The following is a 17915-nucleotide window of genomic DNA, read 5'->3' as shown; positions in this document are numbered from 1 at the left end:
GGCGCCGGCTCGCCGGGAGGGCACGGGAGGCGGGGCGCGCGGCCCCGCCTCCCGGAACGGTCACTCGCGCTCGAAGGTGGTCTGGACCAGGGTCTCGAGCTCCGCTGCGTGCCGCTTGGCGGAGCCGTTCGCCGGGGACGCCGACGCCGGGCGGGACACGAGCCGGACCCGGCGGTCGAGCTGCGGCACCAGGTTGACCGCCATGAACGGCCAGGCCCCCTGGTTGGCGGGCTCGTCCTGCGCCCAGGTGAGAAGGGCCTCCGGGTACTTGGCGAGCTGCTCCCGGATCTCGGCGACGGGCAGCGGGTAGAGCTGCTCCACGCGCACGATCGCGGTGCGCCGGTCCCCACGCTCCTCGCGGGCCGCCGCGAGGTCGTAGTAGAGCCGCCCGGAGACCAGGACGACCTCGGTGACCTCGGAGGCCTCGAGCCCGCCCTGGTCGCCGATCACGGTGCGGAACGTGCCGCTGGTGAACTCCTCGATCGGGGAGGCGGCCGCCTTGAGGCGCAGCAGCTGCTTCGGCGTGGCGACCACCAGCGGCTTGCGCGGGCGGCTGTAGCCCTGGCGGCGGAGCAGGTGGAAGTGGTTGGCCGGCGTCGAGGGGTTCGCCACGATCATGTTCCGCTCGGCGCACAGCGTCAGGAACCGCTCGATCCGCGCCGAGGAGTGGTCCGGGCCCTGCCCCTCGAAGCCGTGCGGCAGCAGCATCACCAGGGAGGAGCGCTGGCCCCACTTCTGCTCGGCGGAGGAGATGAACTCGTCGACCACGATCTGGGCGCCGTTGACGAAGTCGCCGAACTGGGCCTCCCAGACGGTGAGCGCCTCCGGCCGCTCCACGGAGTAGCCGTACTCGAAGCCCAGCACGCCGAACTCGGAGAGCAGCGAGTTGTAGATCGACAGCCGCGCCTGGTCCCCGGAGAGGTGGTTCAGCGGGGTCCACTCCGAGCCGGTGTCGGCGTCGTAGAACACCGCGTGGCGCTGGGTGAACGTGCCGCGCCGCACGTCCTGGCCGGACATGCGCACCGGGATGCCCTCCATCATGAGGGAGCCGAAGGCCATGAGCTCGCCCATGCCCCAGTCCACGGCGCCCTCGCGGGTCATCGCCTCGCGGCGCTCCAGGAGCTTGCGGAGCTTCTTGTGCACGGTGAAGTCCTCGGGGACCTCCACGTGCACCTGCCCGATCCGCTGCGCGGTCTCGCCGGAGATGGCGGTGCTGCGCGGGATCGAGACCCCGGAGTCCGCCTGCTGCGCGGAGGGCCGCTCGATGTTCGAGATCGCCGCGGAGTCCCCGGTGACCAGCGGGATGGACGAGGTCTGCGCCTCGTGGGTCTCGGCGAAGACGCGCTCCAGGCGCTCCTGGTAGTCCTTCAGGGCCCGGTCGGCCTCCTCCTGGGTGATGTCGCCGCGGCCCACGAGGTTCTCGGTGTAGATCTTGCGGGTCGAGCGCTTCTCCTCGATGAGGTTGTACATCAGCGGCTGGGTCATCGAGGGGTCGTCGCCCTCGTTGTGACCGCGGCGCCGGTAGCAGACCAGGTCGACGATGACGTCCTTGTGGAAGGCCTGCCGGTACGCGAACGCCATCTGCCCCACGTGCGTGACGGCCTCGGGGTCGTCGGCGTTGACGTGGAAGACCGGCGCCTGCACGGCGCGGGCGACGTCCGTGGCGTACGTGGAGGAGCGGGCGGCCGAGGGCGCCGTCGTGAAGCCGACCTGGTTGTTCACGATGATGTGGATGGTTCCGCCGACGGCGTAGCCGGGCAGCTGCGCCATCTGCAGCACCTCGGCCACGACGCCCTGGCCCGCGAAGGCGGCGTCGCCGTGCACCTGGATCGGCAGCACGGGGTAGGTGCCGTCGCCCTCGGGCCCGGCGCCCAGCACGTCCGTCTTGGCGCGGGCGATGCCCTCGATGACGGGGTCGGCGGCCTCGAGGTGCGACGGGTTGGCGGCGAGGTAGACCTGGGTCTCGTTGCCGTTGTCGGAGGTGAACGTGCCCTCCGTGCCGAGGTGGTACTTGACGTCGCCGGAGCCCTCGGTGGTTCGGGGGTCCTGGCTGCCCTCGAACTCGCGGAAGACCTGGGCGTAGGACTTCCCGGCGATGTTCGTCAGCACGTTGAGCCGGCCGCGGTGGGCCATGGCGATGCCCACACCGGCGAGACCGGCGTCGGCCGCGTCGGCGATGATCTCGTCCAGCAGCGGGATGAGGGACTCCCCGCCCTCGAGGGAGAATCGCTTCTGGCCCACGTACTTGGTCTGCAGGAACGTCTCGAAGGCCTCGGCGGCGTTGAGCCGGCCGAGGATGCGGAACTGCTCCTCGCGGCTGGGCTTCTGGTAGCCGTGCTCGAGCTGCTCCTGGAACCACTCGCGCTCCTCCGGCTCCTGGAGGTGCATGTACTCGATGCCGACGGTGCGGCAGTAGGCGTCCCGGAGCCGGCCCAGGATCGTGCGCAGGCTCAGCACGGGGGCCCCGCCGAACCCGCCGGTGGGCCACTCCCGCTCCAGGTCCCACAGCGACAGCCCGTAGGTGCGCACGTCGAGGTCCGGGTGCTTGCGCATCACGTACTCGAGCGGGTTGGTGTCGGCCATGAGGTGGCCGCGGACCCGGTAGGCGTGGATGAGCTGCTGGATCCGGGCGACCTTGTTGACCTGGATCTCCGGGTTGACCTGGTTGTCCACGGCCCAGCGCACGGGCTCGTAGGGGATCCGCAGGGCCTCGAAGATCTCGTCGTAGAAGCCCTGCTCGCCCAGCAGGTAGGACTCGATCAGGCGCAGGAACTCGCCGGAGCCCGCGCCCTGGATGACGCGGTGGTCGTAGGTCGAGGTCAGGGTGATGATCTTGGAGACCGCGTGCCGGGCGATGGTCTTGGGGGAGGACCCGCGGTACTCGGCCGGGTAGTCGAGGGCGCCGACGCCGACGATGCAGGCCTGGCCCTTGGACAGCCGCGGCACGGAGTGGACGGTGCCGATGCCGCCGGGGTTGGTCAGGGACACCGTGGTGCCCTGGTAGTCCTCCATGGTCAAAGCGCTGCCGCGCGCCCGCCGGACGATGTCCTCGTAGCCGTTCCAGAACTCCATGAACGACATCTCGTCGGCGCCCTTGATGTTGGGCACCACCAGGTTGCGCGAGCCGTCCTTGTTCGGGATGTCGATGGCGATGCCGAAGTTCACGTGGGCCGGGTGGACGGCCACGGGCTTGCCGTCCTGCTCCTCGTAGTAGACGTTCTGCGAGGGGTAGTTCGCCAGGGCCTTGACGACGGCGTAGCCGATCATGTGCGTGAAGGAGACCTTGCCGCCGCGGTTGCGGGCGAGGTGGCTGTTGATGACGATCCGGTTGTCGATCAGCAGCTTCGCGGGCACGGCGCGGACGGTGGTGGCCGTGGGGACGGTGAGGGAGGCGTCCATGTTGGCCGCCACCGCCTTCGCGGGCCCGCGCAGCTTGACGACCTTGTCCTCGGCCGGGGCCTCCTTGACCGGGGCGGGGGCGTGCGCGCGGACGGGCTGGGCAGGGATGGGCTTCCTCGCCTCGGCCTCACCCGCGTCGGTCTCGGGATGGCCCTCGGCCTTGGCGCCGGACTTGGTGGGCTCGGGGGCCGCGGCCGGCCGCGCCTCCCGGGCGGGGGCCTGCGGGGCGGAAGTCTGCGGGGCGGAGGCCCGGGGGGAGGCCTTCCGGGACGCGGACGGGCCGGCGGCGGCGGGCTGCGCTGCCCGCTGCGCGGCCGGGGCCGAGGTCCGGGCGGCGGGCTGCTCCGCGACGGCGCCGTCGTCGGCGCTCATCCCCTCGAAGATCGGCCACCACTTCTTGTCCACCGCGTTCTTGTCGGACTGGTACTTCTCGAAAAGTTCGTCGACGAGCCACTCGTTACCTGCGAATTCTTCAGGGATGGGGTGCTGTGGCTGATGTGGCACGGGGAATACGCCTCTTCCATGGTTGGTCGCGTGGAGGCCTTCTTCCCGGTCTCCACAGTGTCGGTTCCAGCAGCATCCGGTCCCGCCGCAGGAGCACGTCGCCGCCCGTGGCCCGCGGCGGCCGCCGGTGTCCGCCGCGGGACGTGCCGGACGGTGCTTCGGACCGGGCGCGGCCGTACCTCCGGCGAGTCTAGTGATCCGCGCCGCGGCATGGCTAGTCCGCCGCCCGCGGGCCCACGACGCGTGTCGAGGGCCCGCCGAATAGACTGGCGGGCGTGAGATTCCTCAACGACCCCACGACCGACCTGACCTACAGCGACGTCTTCCTCGTCCCGTCCACCTCCCGCGTCACCTCCCGCTTCGACGTCGACCTCTCGCCCCACGACGGCACGGGCACCACCGTCCCCCTGGTGGCCGCGAACATGACGGCTGTCACGGGCCGGCGCATGGTCGAGACGCTCGCCCGCCGGGGCGGCCTGGGGATCCTCCCGCAGGACATCCCGCTCGACGTCATCGCCGAGGTGACGTCCTGGGTCAAGGAGCGCTCCCCCCGGTTCGAGACCCCGGTGGTCCTCGGGCCCGAGGACACGGTGCACGACGCCCTCGGGATCATGCACAAGCGTCCCCACGGGGCGGTGGTCGTCTGCGGCCCCGGCGGCGACTTCCGGGGCGTCGTCCTCGCGGCCGACTGCACCGAGGTGGACCGCTTCACCCAGCTGGGCTCCATCATGCGCACCGACGCCCCCGTGTTCCCGCTGGCGGCGGTCTCCGCCGGACGGGGCGGCGCCGACGCCCCGCAGGACGTGTGGGCGGCCGTCTACGACCGGCTGGCCGAGACCCGCGTGCACGTGGCCCCGGTGCTCGACGGCGAGCGGGTCGTGGGGGTGCTCACCCGCAAGGGCACGGTGCGCTCCACGATCTACGCCCCGGCCCTCGACCCGTCGGGCCGGCTGCGGGTGGGCGCCGCCGTGGGCATCAACGGGGACGTGCGCGGCAAGGCCCGGGCGCTCGTCGAGGCCGGTGTCGACGTGCTCGTGGTGGACACCGCCCACGGCCACCAGCGCAAGATGGTGGAGGCCCTCGAGCAGGTGCGCGCGGCCGCCCCCGACGTGCCCCTCGTGGCGGGCAACGTGGTGACCGCCGACGGGGTGCAGGACCTCGTCGACGCCGGGGCCGACATCGTCAAGGTGGGCGTCGGCCCCGGGGCGATGTGCACCACGCGGATGATGACCGCCGTGGGACGGCCCCAGTTCTCGGCGGTGCTCGAGTGCGCGGAGGCGGCCGCGGGCCTGGGCCGGCACGTCTGGGCGGACGGGGGCGTCCGCCACCCGCGCGACGTCGCCCTCGCCCTGGCCGCGGGGGCCAGCCAGGTGATGGTCGGCTCCTGGTTCGCCGGCACCCACGAGGGCCCCGGGGAGCTGAACGTCGACGCGGACGGCCGCGCCTACAAGGAGAGCTTCGGCATGGCCTCCACCCGCGCGGTGCGCGAGCGCACCCGAGGGGAGGGGGCCTTCGCCCGGGCGCGCAAGGGCCTGTTCGAGGAGGGGATCTCCAGTTCGAAGATGTACCTGGACCCCCAGCGGCCCGGCGTCGAGGACCTCGTGGACCACATCACCGCCGGCGTGCGCAGCTCGATGACCTACGCGGGCGCCACCACGCTCGAGCAGTTCGCCGCGCGCGCCGTCGTCGGCATCCAGTCGAGCTCCGGCTACGAGGAGGGCCGCGCGCGCCCCGAGAGCTGGTCCTGAGCGCGCGGGGGCGCACCGCTCCGGTACTCTGGTGCCCTCATGGACTCGTACAGTAGTTGCCGGCCCGGCAGCGGCTCCCGCCGCTGCCCCCGCGCCGGCTCTCCCACGGCACCCCTCGATCGCCTCCCGCCGACCCGCCGCGCCCCGGGCGGAGGCGGCGCCTGATGGAGTGGCTCCTGCTGGCCACCGGCCTGCTCCTCATCCTCGGCACGGGCTTCTTCGTGGCCGTGGAGTTCTCCCTGGTGGCCCTGGACCAGACGACCGTTCGCCGGGCCGTGTCCGAGGGCGACCGCGCGGCGGAGCCCCTGCTGCGGTGCCTCCGCTCCCTGTCCACGCAGCTGTCGAGCTGCCAGCTGGGGATCACCCTCACCACGCTGCTGACCGGCTACACGCTGGACCTGGCGCTGCAGTCCTTCCTGCGCGAGCCGATCGTCGAGCTCACCGGGCTGTCGCAGGCCGCCGCGGGGGGCGCGACCCTGGCCATCGCCATGCTCGTCTCGACCCTGCTGTCGATGCTGCTGGGCGAGCTCGTCCCCAAGAACTGGGCCATCGCCGAGGCGTTCCGGGTGGGCCGCGTGGTCGCGCGCCCGCAGCTGCTGTTCACGGCCGTGTTCAAGCCCTTCGTCCTGGCCCTCAACGGCGTGGCCAACCGGGTGCTGCACCTGTTCGGCATGGAGGCCAAGGAGGAGCTCTCCGGCGCCCGCTCGCCCGAGGAGCTCTCCTCCATGGTCCGCCGCTCCGCGAAGATGGGCACCCTCGACGCCGGCACCGCCGCGTTCGTGGCCAAGACCCTGACGTTCGCGGAGCGCACGGCCGCGGACGTCATGACGCCCCGCATCCGCGTGCAGATGCTCGACTCCCACGACTCCGTGGCCGACGTCGTGGCGGTCGCCTCCCGCACCGGGCACTCGCGGTTCCCCGTGATGGACGACTCCCCCGACGACGTCCGCGGGGTGGTCCACATCAAGAAGGCCGTGGCCGTGCCGTCGGAGCGCCGGGCCTCCCTGGAGTGCGGGGCCATCATGGAGGACGTCCTGCGCGTGCCCGAGACCGTGCACCTGGACTCGCTGCTGGTGCAGCTTCGGGCGGGCCGGCTGCAGATGGCCGTCGTCGTCGACGAGTGGGGCGGCACCGCCGGCGTCGTCACGCTCGAGGACCTCGTGGAGGAGGTCGTGGGGGAGGTCTCCGACGAGCACGACCGGCTCAGCCTCGGCGCCCTGCAGTCGGCGACCGGCGAGTGGTTCTTCCCGGGACTGCTGCGCCCGGACGAGGTGTCCGAGCTGATCGACGGGCTCGAGGTCGAGGACGGCGCCGCGTACGAGACCATGGGCGGGTTCATGATGGACCGGCTGGGACAGGTCCCGCGGCCCGGTGACGAGGTCCCCGTCGACGGCGGGGTGCTCTCGGTCTCGCGGATGGAGGGGCGACGCGTCGACCGCATCCGGTTCGTGCCGGCGCCGCGGCAGGACGAGGACGCGGCCGAGAGGGGTGCGCGATGAGCGACTGGGCGGGACTGGCCTGGCTCGTGGTGCTCCTGGCGTGCAACGCGTTCTTCGTGGGCGCCGAGTTCGCGGTGATGTCCGCGCGGCGCAGCCAGGTGGAGCCTCTGGCCGAGGCGGGCAACAAACGGGCCCGCACGGCGCTGCACGCCATGGAGAACGTCTCCCTCATGCTGGCCTGCTGCCAGCTGGGCATCACCGTGTGCTCCCTGCTGATCCTCAACATCTCCGAGCCGGCCCTGCACCACCTCGTCTCCGGGCCCCTGGGCCACCTCGGGGTTCCGGCCGAGGTCGCCGACGTCAGCGGGTTCCTCACCGCGCTGGTCGTGGTGACCTTCCTGCACGTGGTCCTCGGGGAGATGGTGCCGAAGAACATGTCGGTGTCCGCCGCGGACCGCGCGGTGCTGCTGCTGGCCCCGCCGCTCGTGCTCGTCTCCCGGCTCGTGCGCCCGGTGATCGCGACGCTCAACTGGTCCGCCAACCACCTGCTGCGGCTCATGGGCATCGAGCCCAAGGACGAGGTCTCCTCGACCTTCACCCTGGACGAGCTGCAGTCCATCGTGGCGGAGTCCACCAAGGAGGGCACCGTGGCCGACGAGACCGGCCTGCTCTCGGGGGCCCTCGAGTTCTCGTCCAAGCGGACCGCCGACGTCATGGTGCCCCTGCACGAGCTGGTCACCCTGCCCGAGGACGCGTCCCCCGCGGAGGTCGAGAAGGCGGTGGCCCGCACCGGCTTCTCCCGATTCGCGCTCACCGGGGACGACGGCGAGCTCAACGGGTACCTGCACCTCAAGGACGTGCTCTCGATCCCCGAGAGCCGGTACAACGAGCCGGTTCCCGTGACCCGGGTGCGCTCGCTGGCCAACCTGCGCCCCGGCATCGAGATCGACGACGCCCTGGCGGCCATGCAGCGCACGGGTTCCCACCTGGCGCGCGTGATCGACGCCGGCGGGACCACGCTCGGCGTGCTCTTCCTGGAGGACGTGATCGAGGAGCTCGTGGGGGAGATCCGGGACACCACGCAGGACCGGCGCCAGCGCCGCGTGGACCCGTCCGAGCCCTCGCGCTGACCCGTCCGGGCGCCCGCGCCGACCCGCGTCCGTCCCCGACGACGCACCCGGCCCACGGGTGCGGCCCGGGTGCGTTGTCGGTGGCGAGCCCGGCTTGCTACGATGAACGCCGCTAATGACACTCATTCTCATAGGGTGGATCACGTCCCCCATGTCCCGCGGCCGGCCCGGACGGGTGCGACCGCGCAGAAACGGATCGACCATGACAGCACCCGCGCCCGCACGTCCCCGCACCCGCGCCCGGACCCCCGTGACGGCCCTCGCCGGGGCCGCCGTCCTGGGCCTGGCCGGCTGCTCGGGGGGCGGCTCGGGCGAGGAGGCGCGGGCGGAGGACGGCCTGACCGTCGTGACCACCACCTCCGTCTACGCCGATGTCGTGCGGGAGGTCGGCGGCGACGCCGTGACGGTCGACCCGGTGATCGACTCCACGGCCCAGGACCCCCACTCCTACGAGGCCACGGCGCAGGACCGGCTCGCCGTGGAGACCGCGGACCTCGTGGTGCTCAACGGCGGAGGCTACGACGCCTTCATGGAGGACCTCGCCGCCGGCGGCGAGGCCCCCGTGGTGGAGGCCTACGAGGTCGCGGGGACGGACGAGGAGGCCGCCGGCGAGCACGCGGACGACGGCCCCGCGGACGAGGGGCACACGGACGAGGAGCACGCGGACGAGGAGCACGGCGCCGCGGGGGACGACGGGCACGGGCACGGCGAGGCCAACGAGCACGTCTGGTACGACCTCGACGCCATGGACGACGTGGCGGGGGCGATCGCCGAGCGGCTCGCGGAGCTCGACCCGGACGGCGCCGACACCTACCGGGAGAACGCCGGGTCCTTCGCCGAGGGGCTCACCGCCCTGAAGGGGCGTCTCGCCCAGGCCCCCGCCGGGGACACCGCCTTCGTCGCCACCGAGCCCGTGGCGGTCTACCTGCTGGAGGACGCCGGGCTCCACGACGACACCCCCGCGGAGTTCACGGCGGCGATCGAGAACGGCACGGACGTGCCCCCGCTGATCATGGAGCGGGTCCGGGAGGAGTTCCGGGAGGGCCACGTGCGGCTGCTCGCGTTCAACGCCCAGACCGCCTCCGGGCAGACGGAGCAGCTGCGCGACGACGCCCGGGAGGCCGGGGCCGCGGTCGTCGAGTTCACGGAGACCCTGCCCGAGGGCACGACGTACCTCGAGTGGATGGACCGCAACGTCACCGACGTCATCGAGGCACTCGAGACCGTGCGCACGGCCCCGGCCGGCGCGTGAGCTCCGGTTCGCGCCCGGTCGTCTCCCTGCGCGGGGCGGGTCTCGCCTTCGGCGACCGGGTGCTGTGGGAGGGCCTGGACCTCGACGTCCACGAGGGCGAGTACTTCGCCGTCCTCGGCGGCAACGGCACCGGCAAGACCAGTTTCCTGAAGGTGCTCCTGGGCCTGCTGCGGCTCACCGAGGGGACGGTGGAGGTCGCCGGCCGGGCGCCCCGGCGGGGCTCCCGGCAGATCGGCTACGTCCCCCAGCAGCGCGCCTTCGCCGCGGGCACCCCGCTGCGCGCCCGGGACCTCGTCGGCCTGGGCGTCGACGGGCACCGCTGGGGGGTCCGGCTGCGCACCGGCGCCCACCGGCGGCGCACGGACGAGCTGCTCGAGCTCGTCGGGGCGGGGGCCTACGCCGACGCCCCTGTGGGCACGCTCTCCGGCGGGGAGCAGCAGCGGCTGCGGATCGCCCAGTCGATCGCCGCGGACCCCCGGCTGCTGCTGTGCGACGAGGCCCTGCTGTCCCTGGACCTGCACCACCAGCAGGAGGTCAGCGAGCTGGTCGACGCCCAGCGCCGGCGCACGGGGGCCGCCGTGGTCTTCGTGACCCACGAGATCAACCCGATCATCGACCACGTCGACCGGATACTCTACCTCGCGGGCGGCCGCTTCCGGGTGGGGACCCCGGAAGAGGTCCTGCGCGGCGACGTCCTCTCCGAGCTCTACGGCACCCGCATCGACGTGGTGCGCACCGGGGGGCGCGTGGTCGTCGTCGGCCTGCCCGACAGCTCCCACCACACCCACGATGAGCGGGAGGTCGCGCTGTGACCCCGGCGGCGGTCGCGACGGTGGTCCCCACGGCCGCACGCGACTGGCAGGACGTGCTCTCCTCGGTGTTCGTCTTCGAGAACTACGGCGAGCTGCTGGCGCTGCTGAGCAGCTCGATCTGGGCGGGGGCGCTGCTCGGGCTGGTGGGCGGGGTCGTGGGCACCTTCGTGCTGATGCGGGACCTCGCCTTCTCGGTGCACGGGATCGCCGAGCTCTCCTTCGCGGGGGCCGCCGCCGCGCTGCTGATCGGCGCCGACGTCGTGACCGGCTCGCTCGTGGGCTCGGTCCTCGCCGCCCTGATCATGGGGGTGATGGGCCTGCGGTCCCGCGAGTCGAACTCCGTGGTCGGGGTGCTCATGCCCTTCGGGCTCGGCCTGGGCATCCTCTTCCTGGCGCTGTACCAGGGTCGCTCGGCCAACAAGTTCTCCCTGCTCACGGGGCAGATCGTCTCCGTGGACACGGTCCAGCTGACCACCATGGCCGTGCTCTCGGGGGTGGTGCTCACCGGCCTGGCGGTCGTCTGGCGGCCCCTGACCTTCGCCAGCGCGGACCCGTACGTGGCACAGGCCAAGGGCCTGCCCGTGCGGGGACTGTCGATCGTGTTCATGGTGCTGCTGGGCGTCTCGGTGGCGCTGTCCGTGCAGATCGTGGGGGCGCTGCTGGTCCTGGCGCTGCTCATCACGCCGGCGGCGGCCGCCATGCACCTCACCGCGTCCCCGGTGCGCCTCGTGGTGCTCTCCGTGCTCTTCGCGGAGCTCGCGATGGTCGGGGGGATGCTGCTCGCGCTCGGCGGGTCCCTGCCGATCAGCCCCTACGTCACGACCATCTCGTTCACCGTCTGGCTGCTCGCGCGCGCCGCGTCGGGCCTGCGGACGCGGCGCTGAGCCGCCCGGTTCAGGCGAGGACGCGGACGGCGCCCGGGAGCACGTCGACCTGCACGGGCAGCGGGCCCAGCCGCTCCCCGTCCGCGTAGGCGGTCACGCCGGCCGCGTCGATCCGCACCGCGCGCACCGGCTCGATCCCCACGTGCTCGAGCTCCACGTGGCGGCCCGTGAACAGGGTCGGGAACAGGGCCAGGAACCGTGCCCGGCCCAGCGGGGCCACGGTGAACAGCTCGAGCAGCCCGTCGTCGTGCCGGGCCCCGGGCACGATCCGCAGGCCTCCGCCCACGGAGGAGGTGTTCGCGACGTTGAGCAGCACCCCGTCGCGCTCCTCCGCACGGACCCGCCCGCTCGCGTCCACGACCTCCAGGCGGTAGCGGACGGTGCGCAGCCGGAGGATCTCGGCCAGCACGGCCAGCAGGTACCGGACGGGGCCGTGCAGCCGGGTCCACCGGTCGGCGCGGGCGTTGACGACGGCGTCGAATCCGGCGCACAGGGCGGTCCCGAAGTGCACCGTGCGCCCGTCCGGGAAGCGCACCCGCCCGACGTCGAGCCGGCGGGGGAGCGCCTCGTCGAGCCGGCGCAGAATGCGCCCCGCGGCGACCTCCGGGTCCCGTTCGGGCAGGCCGAGGTGCCGGGCGAGGTCGTTGCCGGTCCCGCAGGGGACGATCCCCAGGGGGATCTCGACCCCCTGGGCCGCGAGCTCGACCAGGACGCCGAGGGCGGCCTGGACCAGGCCGTCACCGCCCACGACCACGAGCGCGCGGGCCGAGAGGGCGCGGGCGCGCAGCTCCTCGCGGACCCGGTCCACGAGGGCCGCGAGGTCGGGGGCGGAGAGCACCACGGCCTCGTCGCCGCCGGCCCGCAGCAGCTGAGCCGCCCGGTCCGCCTCCTCGAGGGCGCGGCCGCGCCCGGCCCGGGGGTTGACCGCCAGGACGAACGTCCCCGGGGCCGTGCGCCGCTCAGTCACCGGCGTTCCTCGCGCTGCAGGCCGCGCACAGTCCGGTGATCTCGACGGTGTGGTCGACCTCGGTGAAACCGTGGGCGGCGGCGGTGCGTCCGGCCCACTCCTCGACCGTCGGGGCCTCGAGCTCGACCGCCGCACCGCAGCGGCGGCACACGAGGTGGTGGTGGTGGTGCTCCGCCTCGCAGCGGCGGTAGATCGCCTCGCCGTCGTCGCTGCGCAGGACGTCGAGCTCCCCGAGCTCGGACATCGACTGCAGGATCCGGTAGGTGGTGGCCAGGGACACCGACTCCCCGCGCTCGCGCAGCAGCGCGTGCAGGTCCTGCGTGGAGATGAAGTCGTCGAGCGCGGCCAGGGCCGCGCCGACGGCACGGCGCTGCCGGGTGTTGCGGACCTCGCCGCCCCCCGTGGTTCGCACGCTCACGCCTCGTCCTCCCTGTCGCCGTTCACGGGCCCGTCCGGCCCCGTCCCAGCTTAACAAGGCGGCACCGGTCACGTGCCCGCTCCCGCCCCGGGGCGCGGGCTACGCTGGGCGCATGGAGCTGATCAAGTACACCCACTCGTGCGTCCGGCTCGAGAAGGAGGGCGGTGTCCTGGTCGTCGACCCGGGGAACTTCTCCGGGCCGGAGGAGCTGGCCGAGGTCCTCGACGGTGCCGACGCCCTGCTGGTCACCCACGTGCACCCGGACCACCTGGACGCCGCGCCGGTCCAGGAGCACCTGAGGTCCCACCCGGAGCTCGAGGTGCACGCCCCGGCCTCCGTGGCGGCCGGTCTGCGGGAGTCCGTGGGGGACGGGCACCGGATCCACGACGTCGAGCCCGAGACCGTGCTCGAGATCTCCGGGTTCACCGTGCGCACCTTCGGCGGCCAGCACGCGCTGATCCACCCGCTGATCCGGACCGTCGACAACATCGGCTACCTGGTCGACGACACCGTCTACCACCCCGGGGACTCCCTGGTGGTCCCGCACGGACTGTCCGCGTCCGTGCTCCTGGCCCCCATCCACGCCCCGTGGAACAAGCTGGCCGAGGTCATCGACTTCGTGGTCGCCGTCCGCCCGGAGCGGGTCTTCCCGATCCACGACGCCCTGCTCTCGGCGAACGGCTTCGGCATCATCGAGAAGCAGCTGACCGCCTTCGCCGGCAAGTACGGCGCGGAGTACCGCCACCTCGGCACGCGCGAGCGCGTGCGGCTGGAACGCCGCCCGGTGCCCGCGGGCCACGACCACGCACCAGCACGGAAGGAGCACCTGTGAGCACGATCTTCACCAGGATCATCGAGGGGGAGATCCCCGGCCGCTTCGTGTGGCAGGACGAGCGCTGCGTCGCGTTCCTGTCCATCGCCCCGCTGTCCCAGGGCCACACGCTCGTGGTGCCGCGCGAGGAGGTCGACCACTGGATCGACCTGCCCGAGGACCTGGCGCTGCACCTCATGGCGGTCTGCCGCACGATCGGGCGGGCCGTCGACGCCGTGTGGCGTCCCGCGCGGGTCGGCCAGATGATCCAGGGTTTCGAGGTCCCGCACACCCACGTCCACGTGTGGCCTGCCCAGTCGGTCGCGCAGTTCCAGTTCGCCAACGCCGTCCACGACCCCGACCCCGCCTGGATGGACGAGGCCGCCGAGCTCCTCCGGGGCGCCCTGGCCGAGGCCGGGCACGGGGACCACGTCCCGCGCGCCTGACCGGCCCGCGGCTCAGCCGCGGGCGGAGGCGAGGGCGTCCTTGAGCGACTTGCGGATCCGCTTCTCCGAGACGGTCTGCGCCGTCCCCAGCTCCTGGGCGAACAGGGAGACCCGCAGCTCCTCGATCGACCACGACACCCGCCGCAGCTCCTCGGGGACGGGCGCCGAGGGCGGGAGGGCGTCCAGGGCGGCGTCGTAGTCGTCCTCGAGCTTCTGGACGGCGAGCATGTTCACGGTGTCGCGCTGCAGGTGGCCCGAGAGCTTCTCGAGCCGCACCTCCATGGCGCGCACGTACCGCGGCAGGTGCTGCAGCTGCTCCCAGCCGGTGGCCGCCACGAAGCCCGGGTGCACGAGGTGCTCGAGCTGGGCCTTGACGTCGTTGAGGGAGTTGACGGCCGCGAGCGACGACGAGCGCTTGAGCTGCCGGCGGATCCGGGCGGCGCCGGAGAGGACCTGCTCCACGACCGACGTCACCTGGAAGACCGTGTCGATGAGCTCCGCCCGCACGTGCTCGTGCACGGCGTCGAACTCGGCGCGGGTGAACGGGGGCTCGGGCGGGACGAGCTTGTCGATCGCGGCGACCGTGCAGTCGGCGATCAGCTCGGCCACGGAGCCGTGCGGGTTCTGCGTGAAGACCAGCTTCTCCTGGTTGTTGAGGTGCTCGAGCACGTAGCGCTCCGGGGAGGGCAGGCGCAGCAGCAGCAGCGTGATCACGCCCTGGCGCTGGGCCGCGAGCTGCTCGGCGGCCGAGGGGAGGACGCGCACGGCCACGGTCGTGTCCCGGTGGCCCGGCCGCTTCCCGGACGCGGCGGAGCGGGGGCGCTCGGGCACGAGCGCCGGCCAGCCGGTGATCCGCTGGCCCGCCACGGTCGTCTCCACGCTGCGGGGCAGGTCCTCCTCCGGCCACGCCGTGAGGCCCGAGCGCTCGAGGGACGCCGCGGGCTGCTCCGGGCGGGGCCGCCCGGCGGGGGCGGGCCGGCCGCTCCGGCCCGGCCGCCCCTCGGGCGCGGCGGGGGAGCCCGGTGCCGTGGGAGCCCCCGGGGCGGCCTCGGGCACCGCGCCGAGGGACTCGGCGAGCGCCGAGCGGATCTCCTCCCGCAGCTCGTTCCGGAGCAGCTCCAGGTCCTCGCCCTCGGCGAGCACCCGGTTGCGCCGGTCCCGCACCTGGAAGCGCATCCGAAGGTGCGCCGGGACCGCGTCCCAGTTCCAGGAGCCGGCCGGCACCACGTGCCCCTTGAGCCGGCGCAGCACGAGCTCGAGCGAGGGCTCGAGGGCGTCGACGGCCGGATCGAAATCGGCCTCGAGCGACCGGACCGCCTCGCGGGCGACGTCGGGGGCGGGCACGAAGTGGCGACGCACCGCCTTGGGCAGGGACTTGATGAGTGCGGTGACCAGCTCGGTGCGGAACCCGGGGATCTGCCACCGGAACTGCTCCGGGTCCAGCTGGTTGAGGAAGAGCACGGGCACGCGCACCGTGACGCCGTCGGCCCGGTCCGAGCCGGGGGCGAACTCGTAGGCGAGGTCGAGCACGAGCTCGCCGTCCCGGGTGCGCCGGACCCACTGGCGCGGGTAGCGGGACTCGTCGTAGTCGCGGGCCTCCTCGCTGATGAGGTCCTCGGGGTCGAGGTCGAGCAGGTGCTCGTCCTGCTGGCGGGCCTTCTTCCACCACGCGTCGAAGTGCCGTGCCGAGACCACGGAGTCCGGGACCCGGGCGTCGTAGAACGCGAACAGGGCCTCGTCGTCGACGCGCAGGTCCTTGCGGCGCAGCCTGTTCTCGAGCTCCTCCACCTCGGCCAGGCGCTTGCGGTTGCGGGCGAAGAACCGGTGGCGGGTCTGCCAGTCGCCCTCCACGAGGGCACGGCGGATGAACAGTTCCCGGGCCTCGGCGGGATCGACGCGCCAGAAGTTGATCCGGCGCTGCGCCACGAGCGGCACGCCGTAGAGGGTGACCTTCTCGTAGGCCATGACGGAGCCCTGGGCGCGGGACCAGTGCGGTTCGGAGACCTGCCGCTTGACCAGGTCCGGGGCCAGCTCCTCCGCCCACAGCGGGTCGATGGCCGCGTTGACGCGCGCCCACAGCCGGGAGGTCTCCACCAGCTCGGCGGACATGACCCAGTCGGGGGACTTCTTGAACAGGTTGGACCCGGGGAAGATCGCGAAGCGGGACCCGCGCGCCCCCTGGTACTCGCGCCGCCGCTCGTCCTTGAGGCCGATGTGGCTGAGCAGTCCCGCCAGGAGGGACTTGTGGATCTCCTGCTCCTTCCCGGAGGGGTCCACGTCCCGGCCCTTGCCCACACGGATGCCCACCTGCTGGCCCATCTGCCGCAGCTGCGCGTAGAGGTCCTGCCACTCGCGGATCCGCAGGAAGTTCAGGAACTCCTGCCGGCACTGCTTGCGGAACTGGGTGGAGGACAGCTCCTGCTGCTGCTCCTGGAGGTGGCGCCACAGCAGCAGCCAGCTCGTGAAGTCGGAGTTCTCGTCGAAGAACCGCTTGTGCTGCTCGTCCGCCTGGGGACGTTTCTCGAGGGGGCGCTCGCGCGGGTCCTGCACCGTGAGGGCGGCCGCGATGACCATGACCTCCCGGGCGCAGCCGCGCCGGTCGGCCTCCACGATCATCCGGCCCAGCCGGGGGTCCACCGGCAGCTGGGCCAGCTGCCGGCCCACCGGCGTCAGGGGCCCGCCGCCGTCGCGCCCCCGGCCCCCGTCCCGGCCGGCGCCGCGCGGGGGGGCCTCTCCGGGCTCGGCGAGGGCGCCCAGCTCACGCAGCAGGGCCACGCCGTCCTTCACCGCCCGTGACTCGGGGGGCTCCACGAACGGGAAGCGCTCGATGTCGCCCGGCTCCTTGACGACCCCCACCGAGGTCATCTGCAGGATCACGGCCGCCAGGGACGTGCGCAGGATCTCGGGATCGGTGAACTCCGGGCGGGAGAGGTAGTCCTCCTCGGAGTAGAGGCGGATGCAGATGCCGTCCGAGACGCGCCCGCAGCGGCCCGAGCGCTGGTTCGCGGAGGCCTGCGAGATCCGCTCGATGGGCAGGCGCTGGACCTTCGTGCGGGAGGAGTAGCGGGAGATCCGCGCCGTGCCCGGATCGACGACGTACTTGATCCCGGGCACGGTCAGGGAGGTCTCGGCGACGTTGGTGGCCAGCACGATCCGCCGCCGGCCCGACGGCGCGAACACCCGGTGCTGCTCCGCCATCGACAGCCGGCCGAAGAGCGGGAGGATCTCGGCGTCGGCCATGCGGGGGATCCGTTTGAGGGCGCCCTGGAGGGCCTCCTGGGCGTCCCGGATCTCGCGCTCACCGGCGAAGAACACCAGGATGTCCCCGGGCGGCTCCGCCGCGAGCTCCGCGACCGCCTCGCAGACCGCGTCGATCGGGTCGCGGTCCTCGTCCTCGAGCCCGTCGCCGGCGTCCTCGGCGTCCTGCCCGCCGTCCCCGGAGCGCGGCTGGGACAGGGGCCGCCACCGGACCTCGACCGGGTAGGTGCGGCCCGAGACCTCGATCACCGGGGCCGGCTCCGGCTCGCCGCCCGCCACCGGGGCGTGCGCGAAGTGCCGGGCGAAGCGCTCGGGGTCGATCGTGGCGGAGGTGATGACCACCTTGAGGTCGGGCCGCTGCGGCAGGATGTTCCGCAGATAGCCCAGGAGGAAGTCGATGTTCAGGGAGCGCTCGTGGGCCTCGTCGATGATGATGGCCGAGTACCGGCGCAGCAGCCGGTCGTGCTGGATCTCGGCGAGCAGGATGCCGTCGGTCATCAGCTTGACCCGGGAATCGGCGCCGACCTCGGAGGTGAAGCGCACCTGGTAGCCGACCGTGGCCCCGACCTTCTCGCCCAGCTCGGAGGCGATGCGCTCGGCCACGGAGCGTGCGGCGATCCGGCGGGGCTGGGTGTGGCCGATCAGCCCCCGCTCGCCGAGGCCCAGCTCGAGGCACATCTTCGGGATCTGTGTCGTCTTGCCCGAGCCCGTCTCGCCGGCGATCACCACCACCTGGTGTCCCGCGATCGCGCGCATGATGTCCTCGCGGCGCGCGGAGACCGGGAGGTGCTCGGGATAGGTGACGGTTCGGGGGCTGCTCGCGGATGCTGGCATGACTCCCCGATCC

The 17915-nt window shown here is 73.0% G+C and carries 12 protein-coding genes; 8 read left to right on the top strand and 4 right to left on the bottom strand.

The genetic code is table 11. From position 1 onward, the window contains the following. Positions 1-60: 60 nt before the first annotated feature. Positions 61-3903 carry a multifunctional oxoglutarate decarboxylase/oxoglutarate dehydrogenase thiamine pyrophosphate-binding subunit/dihydrolipoyllysine-residue succinyltransferase subunit gene (locus ACH9EU_RS12735; protein WP_396414284.1) on the bottom strand — a complete coding sequence of 1281 codons (3843 nt, stop codon included), beginning with the start codon at positions 3901-3903 and terminating at the stop codon, positions 61-63. Between the two features lie 275 nt (positions 3904-4178). On the opposite strand from ACH9EU_RS12735, the gene guaB1 reads away from it, so the two are divergent. From guaB1 to ACH9EU_RS12705, 6 genes are all read left to right on the top strand, one after another. Further along, positions 4179-5651 carry a GMP reductase gene (guaB1, locus tag ACH9EU_RS12730; RefSeq protein ID WP_396414283.1) on the top strand — a complete coding sequence of 491 codons (1473 nt, stop codon included), beginning with the start codon at positions 4179-4181 and terminating at the stop codon, positions 5649-5651. 164 nt (positions 5652-5815) lie between these two features. Beyond that, positions 5816-7150, top strand: coding sequence for a CNNM domain-containing protein (locus tag ACH9EU_RS12725; protein WP_396414282.1), 1335 nt, complete (start codon positions 5816-5818; stop codon positions 7148-7150). Continuing rightward, the gene (locus ACH9EU_RS12720; protein WP_396414281.1) at positions 7147-8220 is read left to right on the top strand and encodes a CNNM domain-containing protein; all 1074 of its coding nucleotides are present in this window, start codon (positions 7147-7149) and stop codon (positions 8218-8220) included. Before ACH9EU_RS12725 ends, ACH9EU_RS12720 begins: the two co-directional genes overlap by 4 nt. A 202-nt stretch (positions 8221-8422) precedes the next feature. Then, positions 8423-9472 carry a metal ABC transporter solute-binding protein, Zn/Mn family gene (locus ACH9EU_RS12715; RefSeq protein ID WP_396414280.1) on the top strand — a complete coding sequence of 350 codons (1050 nt, stop codon included), beginning with the start codon at positions 8423-8425 and terminating at the stop codon, positions 9470-9472. Next, positions 9469-10284: an ATP-binding cassette domain-containing protein gene (locus ACH9EU_RS12710; RefSeq protein WP_396414279.1), complete on the top strand. Its 816-nt coding sequence runs from the start codon at positions 9469-9471 to the stop codon at positions 10282-10284. Before ACH9EU_RS12715 ends, ACH9EU_RS12710 begins: the two co-directional genes overlap by 4 nt. After that, a complete protein-coding gene (locus ACH9EU_RS12705; RefSeq protein ID WP_396414278.1) occupies positions 10281-11168 on the top strand; it encodes a metal ABC transporter permease in 888 nt (295 codons plus the stop codon). The genes ACH9EU_RS12710 and ACH9EU_RS12705 overlap by 4 nt, the downstream gene beginning before the upstream one ends. A gap of 10 nt (positions 11169-11178) precedes the next feature. On the opposite strand, the gene ACH9EU_RS12700 is transcribed toward ACH9EU_RS12705, so the two are convergent. Together ACH9EU_RS12700 and ACH9EU_RS12695 are read right to left on the bottom strand one after the other, a co-directional pair. Beyond that, positions 11179-12135: a diacylglycerol kinase family protein gene (locus ACH9EU_RS12700; protein WP_396414277.1), complete on the bottom strand. Its 957-nt coding sequence runs from the start codon at positions 12133-12135 to the stop codon at positions 11179-11181. Beyond that, a complete protein-coding gene (locus tag ACH9EU_RS12695; RefSeq protein ID WP_396414276.1) occupies positions 12128-12553 on the bottom strand; it encodes a transcriptional repressor in 426 nt (141 codons plus the stop codon). Before ACH9EU_RS12695 ends, ACH9EU_RS12700 begins: the two co-directional genes overlap by 8 nt. Before the next feature lie 112 nt (positions 12554-12665). Between ACH9EU_RS12695 and ACH9EU_RS12690 the strand changes: the two genes are divergently transcribed. Both ACH9EU_RS12690 and ACH9EU_RS12685 read left to right on the top strand, forming a co-directional pair. Beyond that, the gene (locus ACH9EU_RS12690; RefSeq protein ID WP_396414275.1) at positions 12666-13385 is read left to right on the top strand and encodes an MBL fold metallo-hydrolase; all 720 of its coding nucleotides are present in this window, start codon (positions 12666-12668) and stop codon (positions 13383-13385) included. Further along, the gene (locus ACH9EU_RS12685) at positions 13382-13810 is read left to right on the top strand and encodes an HIT domain-containing protein (RefSeq protein WP_396414274.1); all 429 of its coding nucleotides are present in this window, start codon (positions 13382-13384) and stop codon (positions 13808-13810) included. Before ACH9EU_RS12690 ends, ACH9EU_RS12685 begins: the two co-directional genes overlap by 4 nt. Positions 13811-13822: 12 nt before the next feature. Here the strand turns inward: ACH9EU_RS12685 and hrpA are convergent, their stop codons facing one another. Further along, positions 13823-17902 (bottom strand): ATP-dependent RNA helicase HrpA, encoded by a 4080-nt coding sequence (hrpA, locus tag ACH9EU_RS12680; RefSeq protein ID WP_396414273.1) that lies wholly within the window; start codon positions 17900-17902, stop codon positions 13823-13825. Positions 17903-17915 lie beyond the last annotated feature (13 nt).

It is taken from the genome of Kocuria rhizosphaerae (genome assembly GCF_044462265.1).
GTDB lineage: Bacteria > Actinomycetota > Actinomycetes > Actinomycetales > Micrococcaceae > Kocuria > Kocuria rhizosphaerae.
The sequence above is the reverse complement of the archived record's forward strand: the minus strand, read 5'-3'. Positions and strand labels throughout refer to the sequence as shown.